Raw genomic sequence first — 7,820 nt, 5'->3', positions numbered from 1 at the left:
GTACGCACGGTTCTGTGAGAGGGATAAATATGGGATAGACGTAGACTTATTCCATATTTACCCTACTTGATTATACCTAATTTTTAACTGATGCGATTTGAATAAGGGCTCTTTCAGGATTTATATTACCTTTGAGAACCAAGAAAAATTGAAATTTTTTAGTGTAATATTTTATTAGCATGTTTAAGCAAAAAATAATTATTGCCGTGTTGAGTTGTTTATCGTTATTTTCTTGTGGAAATAATGAATCATCTTCTTCAACTACGACAAAAGTAAAAGATAAACCTATTCCAACTTTCAACGCAGACTCGGCTTATCAATATGTTCAAGCTCAAGTTGATTTCGGACCAAGAGTTCCCAATACAATGGCACATGATATGTGCGGGTCTTATTTGGCAAGTGAATTAATTCGTCATGGAGCAACAGTGATCGAACAACCTGTGATAGTTCCTGCTTATGATGGTACCACGTTGAATGGAAAAAATATTATAGGAAGCTTTTTCCCTGAACAAAAAACAAGAATCCTTTTAGCAGCACACTGGGACACACGTCAAGTAGCTGATCAAGATACTTTTGATCAACATGAACCTATTTTAGGAGCAAATGATGGCGGTAGTGGCGTTGGTATTCTTTTAGAGCTTGCAAGACAGTTGGGTACTTCTAATCTGAAGCCAGAAGTGGGTATTGATATTATTTTCTTTGATGTGGAAGATTATGGAAGACCAGCTTTTGCAGAAGATCAATCAGGAGATTCTGGGTATTGCTTAGGTTCTAAATATTGGGCAGAAAACCCTCACGTAGAAGGTTACCAAGCTTATTACGGCATTCTTTTAGATATGGTGGGTGGTAAAAATCCTACTTTCTTAAAAGAAGGAGAATCAAGACAGTTTGCACCAAGAATTGTAAGAAAAGTGTGGAAGACTGCTGAGCGTAAAGGTTTCGGAGGTTTATTTGTCAATCAAGACGGTCCTCAATTAATGGACGATCACGTGTATGTAAACCGCATCGCAAGAATCCCAATGATTGATATTATCGACCTTGACCCTACAGGACAGAGAACATTCTTCCAGCATTGGCACACGCACCAAGACAATATGGATGCCATCAGCAAAGAATCATTAAATGCTGTGGGTGTTACTTTATTGCAAGTACTATATAACGAATAAGGAATTTTAAATCATTATTCTACTAAAGCTACTTTAATCGCATAGGTTAGAGTAGCTTTTTTGTTTCTTTTGGGTAAGTATTGTGAATGTTTATTTAAAATGACCCAAATTTTCAACTGTGTATTGTGTTATGTGAATAAAATATGAATTTTAGGTTAAATTTGTGTTTATTTTTAAACTAAGGCTATTTATAATTTATAGTAATGAAGAAAAAACTAATCTTTATCTTAACTCTATTTATCAGTCAATTTTCCATTGCACAAGACAATCCATCTCTCGGATCATGGTATGTCTACAATGGCTTTTATCAATTAAACCCTAAATGGGAATTATTCTTTGAAAGCCAAGTGAGAACTTATGAATTTGCATCAGACGCACAAAGCTTTTTTGTACGTCCGTTTTTGAGTTACTCAGTTGATAAAAATTTACAAATTGGATTGAGCCAGGAATATCATTCCAATTGGACTGAGCCTTTTGATGGACAATCAAAAATCAATAGTAGTGAGTATAGAACTACATTGCAGGTGATCAGTAAACAAGCATTCGGCAGGGTACACCTTCAACATCGTTACAGGTATGAGTTGAGGTCAATTGAAGGAGACTTTAAAACAAGAGCTCGTTATCGCTTACAGTTTGGTATTCCATTAACGAGTAAGGTCATGGAGAAAGGAGTCATTTTTACCACTTTTGGTAATGAAGTGCTTGTGGATGTAACACCAAGTGCACAATTAAATCAAAACCGAGCTTATGCAATGTTGGGGTACCAATTGACACCTACCTTAAATCTTCAGTCAGGTTATATGTATCTATCGAAAAATGGTCATCCTAATGAACACCGTTTTCAGTTGTTTATCACTCAAAAATTGAAGTTTTATAAAGAAGGATAAAGATCTACAAAATCATTCAGATTAAGGCTAATTCAATTTCGGTTGAGTTAGCCTTAATTTTTGCTTTAGATCAATTTTTTAACCCTAAAGAAGCATTTGATAGTGTACTGTCTTGATTTATCAGAATACTAATTCTAAATAGTGAAGGTTTTGATACTCAATAAGAAAGAAATCTATAAAATAAACTTATTATTCGCGGATAATTCCTAATTTTGCGTTAACAAAGCTTAGAACTTAAGATAAATCAAAAATTACAACTATTGTCATGGAACGAACTATTCAGCTCTCTAATATTTACTTGCCAGAAAATACTCTTTTTACGAAGGAAGAGTGATGCTAACACAGCAATATCGGAAAGTCAGCTTACATATTATTTTCAAGATCATAACAGATCGTTTTGATGCTTTTATTTATGTAAACAAACTATCATCGCTTGCCTGATTTTGAAATTAGGAACAAGTCTTAAATCTAAATTTTGGAGTAAACATTTTCAGTTGAACTGACAAACATCTTCGTTGATCTAAACTATTATTTCTCTCTTCTAAAAGCTCACTAATACGTTTACTCTCCTCTTCTATTTTATAAATTTTAAATTCCAAAAAATGAGACTAAGTTACATATTACTCTTTTTGACCCTGTATACTAACTCAATATTCGCTCAATCCTCCCGTCATTGGACAGTTTACGGTCATAATTATGTTTATGAGCAGGGAAAATTTTCTCAAAAAGAAGATCAAATTATTAAAACAGCAAGTTCTATTGCCTCTTTGAAAAGGCTGAGTGATGGAACTATATTGGCAGTGGGAGAAAACACAACTTTACTGCTCAATGATACAAAGCTTGAGGAAGCAGGAAATAATGAATTTACAGATATTTCAGCTACAAAACTTTGTTCTTTATTGAAATCTAAAAAGACCAATTTTCAATACCTTATGGGAGATTGGGATCAATCAGGTAATTTTTATTTTCCCGATTTAAAGGCAGGTTGTAAGATTATCAATAATAAAACAACGACTAAAGGAGATGTAGAAGAAGATGAATGGTCGTTGTATCACATTACAGGGTTGAAGAAAGGTTTTATTGCCGGTCAATTAAAATACATTGAAAATAATGAAGGTAAGAAAACGCCTGCTTACCGTTTGGTTCATTTTGATGGAAAAAATGTTACGATGCATAAACTTCCCTCTGAAAAAGATAATAGCCCTTTAATGACAGTGATCGAAGAAGAGCATATTCTGACGGATATTTTTGAAGACAAGCAAGGTAATTATTGGGTGACGGGAAAAAATAAAGTTTTCCTTTTTAAAGAAGGACAGTTGGAAGAACAGTTTTCGATTGATGAAGATGAGATCAAACAATTTGCAGTCAACAAACATGGCGAGGCTTTAATTGCTTTATCAAGTGGTACTGTGATTACTTATAATATCAGAAGTAAAAAAACAGAATGGCGTTTTGACAAGTCAGAATCCATCATTTATGGTGTGTTGAATACCGAAGGGGTAGAGGTGACAGATATTGAAGTGGATAACCAAAATAGATTTGTGCTATCATCAGGTGTTGTAGCTGTAGAATATCACAACACTAATAACAGTTTTATCACTAAAAAAACCGTAAAAAACGGGGCACTTGTAGTATTTGATTTACCTGCATTTCAATCTCAAAATAGCTTGAGAGTTTTGAACACTTATACGGACGGAGATGGCAAATTTATGAATTTGGTAGGGCAAGATCGATTGACGGACAATTTAGGTAATCAATATATTTTGGCTGTAGATGGAGAGTCTTTTAAGAAAATTGATGCAGAAGGAAATATCAAAGAATTTAATGCAGGAACATTGACCAAATCTGCTGGTTATAAATATCCAGATGTGAAATTATATCCACAAAACTGGTCGATCGATAAGAACTCAGGTACTTTGTATTTCTCCACACCTTCCATGAAATACACTTTCCAGATGAAGGTAGATGAATCAATAGAGCAATTGACTTTTGGATTGGATGAACATTGGAACTGTAATAAGGTAAAAAGAATGGTTCATGATCACGTCAATGATGCTTTATGGTTGGTGACTGGCGAAGGGTATGTTTACCATCCTATGAATGGAGATAGCATCCAATATTATACAACAGAAGAGACGGGATTAGAAACAGGATATGGCCTTCATCAGTTGGAAATTGATGAAAAAGGGACACTTTGGGTGAGTCACTTAAAAGGACTAGGAGAGTTTAATAAGGATGGATTTAAACTCCATAAAAACCCTGCAGGCGGTTACTTATCCATGTTTATGGCGGAAGATTATCAGGGAACACCTTATTCTATTGGTAAAGACGCCATTTATAAATTGAAGGAGGGAGCTTTCACAGAAGTAGTGCCTTTATCTACTTTGCAGAAGACATTGAAAGAACAGTTTCCAGTACAGCTATTGTCAAGTTGGGTGAAGCATGTTTGTTTTGATAAATCCAATCAATTATGGGCTACCACTCAAGAAAATAAAATTGTTCATTACGATGGTCAGCAATGGAAGATTTATTCCCCAGAAAACTTTTATGCAGGAAGAAATATAATCAATATGTTCCTTGATCAACAAGATAGAGTGAGTATTGTAACCGCAGAAAAGCCTGTTTCGGCGATGATGACATCTTTACAAAAAAATCAGAAAAAAGAGGAGCAAATAAAGAAAACTTTTGAAGAGATTTTCCTAGAAAAAGTAGAACAATCAATACAGTTCGAAACTGCTATTATATTGGTAGATAAGAACTTAGAGTATTAGTGTTTTACAAATGTTTTTTGGAAGAGAAGCCGGTTTATTGTTGAAAGTAAGCCGGCTTTTTTGTGTGTATACTTTTTATTTAGAATCTGTGTGATGATACTAAAATTAATTTAATGATGCTTTGGGGTGCGGTTGGCATTGAATGGAAAAGCGTTAAGAATTTTGTGGAATAAGCCGTTAAAAAATCTTCGTTTGTTTGAGCATTTCAAAACGCTGTAGTTTTGATCGAGTTTTGAAGATTTTAGGCTTATGGAATAAAATTTAGCTTTTGCATTCACAGCCTAGATTTTTTTGCTTCGTTTTTTCATCAATGGAAAAAATGAAGAACACACATGAAAAATGAATTGAAGACCCAATTTTCTTCTAACTTTTTAAAAGGAGTGGGCCGTCTAACCACTAAAATTTTCAGATAGTCATCATGGTATTAAGCTGAGAAATAGAATACCTAAAACCCCTCTTCCTTCAAAAATTTGCATTACTCACTTATTTTCAATTACCTTTGTGATCATAAACACACAATTCACTCTAAAACTAAAAAAAGGAGGGTATCATGATGTTGGTCTTTAATTTACATATCGAATCGTAGACTGAAATTCAAAATTTCTTGATGTTTTGAATTCCGCCATCTTTATCAAAAAGCATGGCCTAATCTCTATATCAGTCTATCACCATTTTAATTTAATTTTTTCTATCAGGTTATTTAAGTATACACTTAATCCTGAATCACTGTATACTATTGTTTTTACATAAAAAGTAATACAATATTAATTACAGTGGGTTGATTTGTATATCAAAAATTATGGGCCAACAGAAACTGAAGGGTAAACACCTTCGTGCCATTCAATATGCTTCGAATAAAGCCATTAGTCTTGCTGTTCAAATAATGGCGAAGCATTATAAACATACCTCAATGCAAGATCAATTAACGTTGCTTGAGGATATCAAAAACAATTATTCGAAATACTTGGAAGATGAGGTACTATCACCAATTGCCAAAGTATTTCAACCAGAAATTAATATTCAGCGAAAGCAGGTAGAACTCTTATCGGAAGCCAAAGACTTTAACGTTTTCGGACGCCAACATATCAGTAGCAATGCCTACCAACAAATGCGATGGGCAATGAAATTACCGGTAGTGCATGGTGGTGCTATGATGCCGGATGCTCACCAAGGATATGGCCTTCCTATCGGAGGTGTTTTAGCGACCAATAATGTGGTCATTCCTTACGGTGTGGGAGTAGATATTGGTTGTCGTATGAGTTTGACAATCTATCCGCTTCCAACGAATTTCTTAAAGCGATATGAGTACCAAATCAAAAAAGCCTTAAAGGAATATACCAACTTTGGTACGGGCGGAGAATTGGGCATCACTCAAGAACATGAAATCTTGGATCGAGAAGAGTTTTTATCAACGTCATTATTACGACAGTTACACGGAAGAGCGGGGAGACAACTAGGAACTTCAGGTTCGGGAAATCACTTCGTGGAATTTGGTACAGTAATGCTTCCTGCTGATAATCCTTTTGATTTAGAGGGAGGTGAATATGTTGGTTTGCTTGCCCACTCCGGTTCGAGAGGTTTAGGAGCTACAGTTGCCAATCATTATACTTCTATTGCTAAAGAAAAATGCCTTCTTCCTTCACCCACCCAAAACTTAGCGTGGTTGGATTTGAACACTCAAGAAGGGCAGGAATACTGGCTTTCGATGAATTTAGCAGGGGATTACGCCAAAGCTTGTCATGACCAAATCCATTATCATTTGGCAAAAGCTTTAGGAATTAAAGCCGTAGCGAAAGTAGAGAACCATCACAATTTTGCTTGGAAAGAAAAGCAAGCGGATGGAACGGAATGTATTGTGCATCGAAAAGGAGCAACTCCAGCAGGGAAAGGCGTATTGGGAATCATTCCAGGCTCTATGACTGCCAATGGCTATATCGTGCAAGGGAAAGGGGAAAATGCTTCTCTTCAATCGGCTTCTCATGGTGCTGGTCGTCAGTTTTCTCGATCAAAAACAAAAGAGAAAATGACAGGAAGTCAACTCAAAAAAATCCTTCAAAATGAGCAAGTGACTTTGATTGGAGGAGGTTTGGATGAATCGCCAATCGCTTACAAAAACATTGAAGAAGTGATGAAAAGCCAAACCAATTTGGTAGATGTAGTGGGGACATTTTCTCCCAAAATAGTTCGAATGGATAAAGCGTAGTGAAGATGGGAAAGAGTAATGCAGAATTATTTATTCAGATCACCTCAGGAAGAGGTCCGGCTGAATGTTGTTGGGTAGTCGCTAAACTTTTGAAAGAAGTATTGGATGATTTGAAGTCAAAAAATATCAATCATCAAGTGCTTTCTAGGTCAGAAGGTCCTTTGCATCATACCATCAGTTCAGCACTTATTAAAGTGACTGGAAATGATTTGGAAGAGGGACTGAAAGAGTGGAAGGGAACCATTCAGTGGATTGGAAAAAGTCCATTTAGAAAGTTTCATAAACGCAAGAATTGGTTTGTCGCCATTGATTTCTTCCAAGAAAAAGCAATTGAAAAATTGAATACCAAAGACCTGCAATTCCAAACATTTAGAGGATCAGGGCCTGGAGGTCAGCATCGAAATAAAGTGGAAACAGCCGTTCGTGTCATTCATATACCAAGTGGTATCAGTGTGGAAGTCTCGGATGGAAAATCTCAGCATCAGAACAAGCAAAAAGCATTGGAGAAGATGAAAGAGAAGTTTGAACTTTTACGTCTGGAACAAACCAAAGAAAAACTGGAACAGCAATGGATGAATCATCTAGCCTTAGAAAGAGGTAATGCGGTGAAGGTTTATAAAGGAACAGAGTTTAGAGAGGTAAGAGGGATGAGGTAAGATGTAAGAGATAGTTCTTTAATGTCTGTTCGAAGTCAGGAGACTTCGCCAATATTCAGTTCCAAGTGACGAACTGTGTTTAAAAGCAAATTTATTTCATAATTCAACCAAATTTTATTTTGGTTTTGTTTTTTGTA

5 protein-coding genes are annotated in these 7,820 nt (G+C 35.5%); all 5 read left to right on the top strand.

What is annotated here, in order from left to right:
• Positions 1-179 precede the first annotated feature (179 nt).
• On the top strand, positions 180-1,166 hold the full coding sequence (locus HHU12_RS32290; protein WP_169660865.1) for a M28 family peptidase: 987 nt from the start codon (positions 180-182) through the stop codon (positions 1,164-1,166).
• A 203-nt stretch (positions 1,167-1,369) separates the two neighbouring features.
• Complete coding sequence (locus HHU12_RS32285; RefSeq protein WP_169660864.1) at positions 1,370-2,053, top strand: DUF2490 domain-containing protein; 684 nt, start codon at positions 1,370-1,372, stop codon at positions 2,051-2,053.
• A gap of 602 nt (positions 2,054-2,655) precedes the next feature.
• Complete coding sequence (locus HHU12_RS32280) at positions 2,656-4,824, top strand: ligand-binding sensor domain-containing protein (protein WP_169660863.1); 2,169 nt, start codon at positions 2,656-2,658, stop codon at positions 4,822-4,824.
• Positions 4,825-5,623: 799 nt separating this feature from the next.
• Entirely contained in the window at positions 5,624-7,027 is a 1,404-nt protein-coding gene (locus HHU12_RS32275) for an RtcB family protein (protein ID WP_169660862.1), read from the top strand.
• Between the two features lie 5 nt (positions 7,028-7,032).
• A complete protein-coding gene (prfH, locus tag HHU12_RS32270; RefSeq protein ID WP_169660861.1) occupies positions 7,033-7,683 on the top strand; it encodes a peptide chain release factor H in 651 nt (216 codons plus the stop codon).
• Positions 7,684-7,820: the final 137 nt, after the last annotated feature.

The sequence above is a fragment of the Flammeovirga aprica JL-4 genome, assembly GCF_012844305.1.
GTDB lineage: Bacteria > Bacteroidota > Bacteroidia > Cytophagales > Flammeovirgaceae > Flammeovirga > Flammeovirga aprica.
Note: the sequence above shows the minus strand (reverse complement) of the source record. Positions and strands in the feature narration are given on the sequence as shown.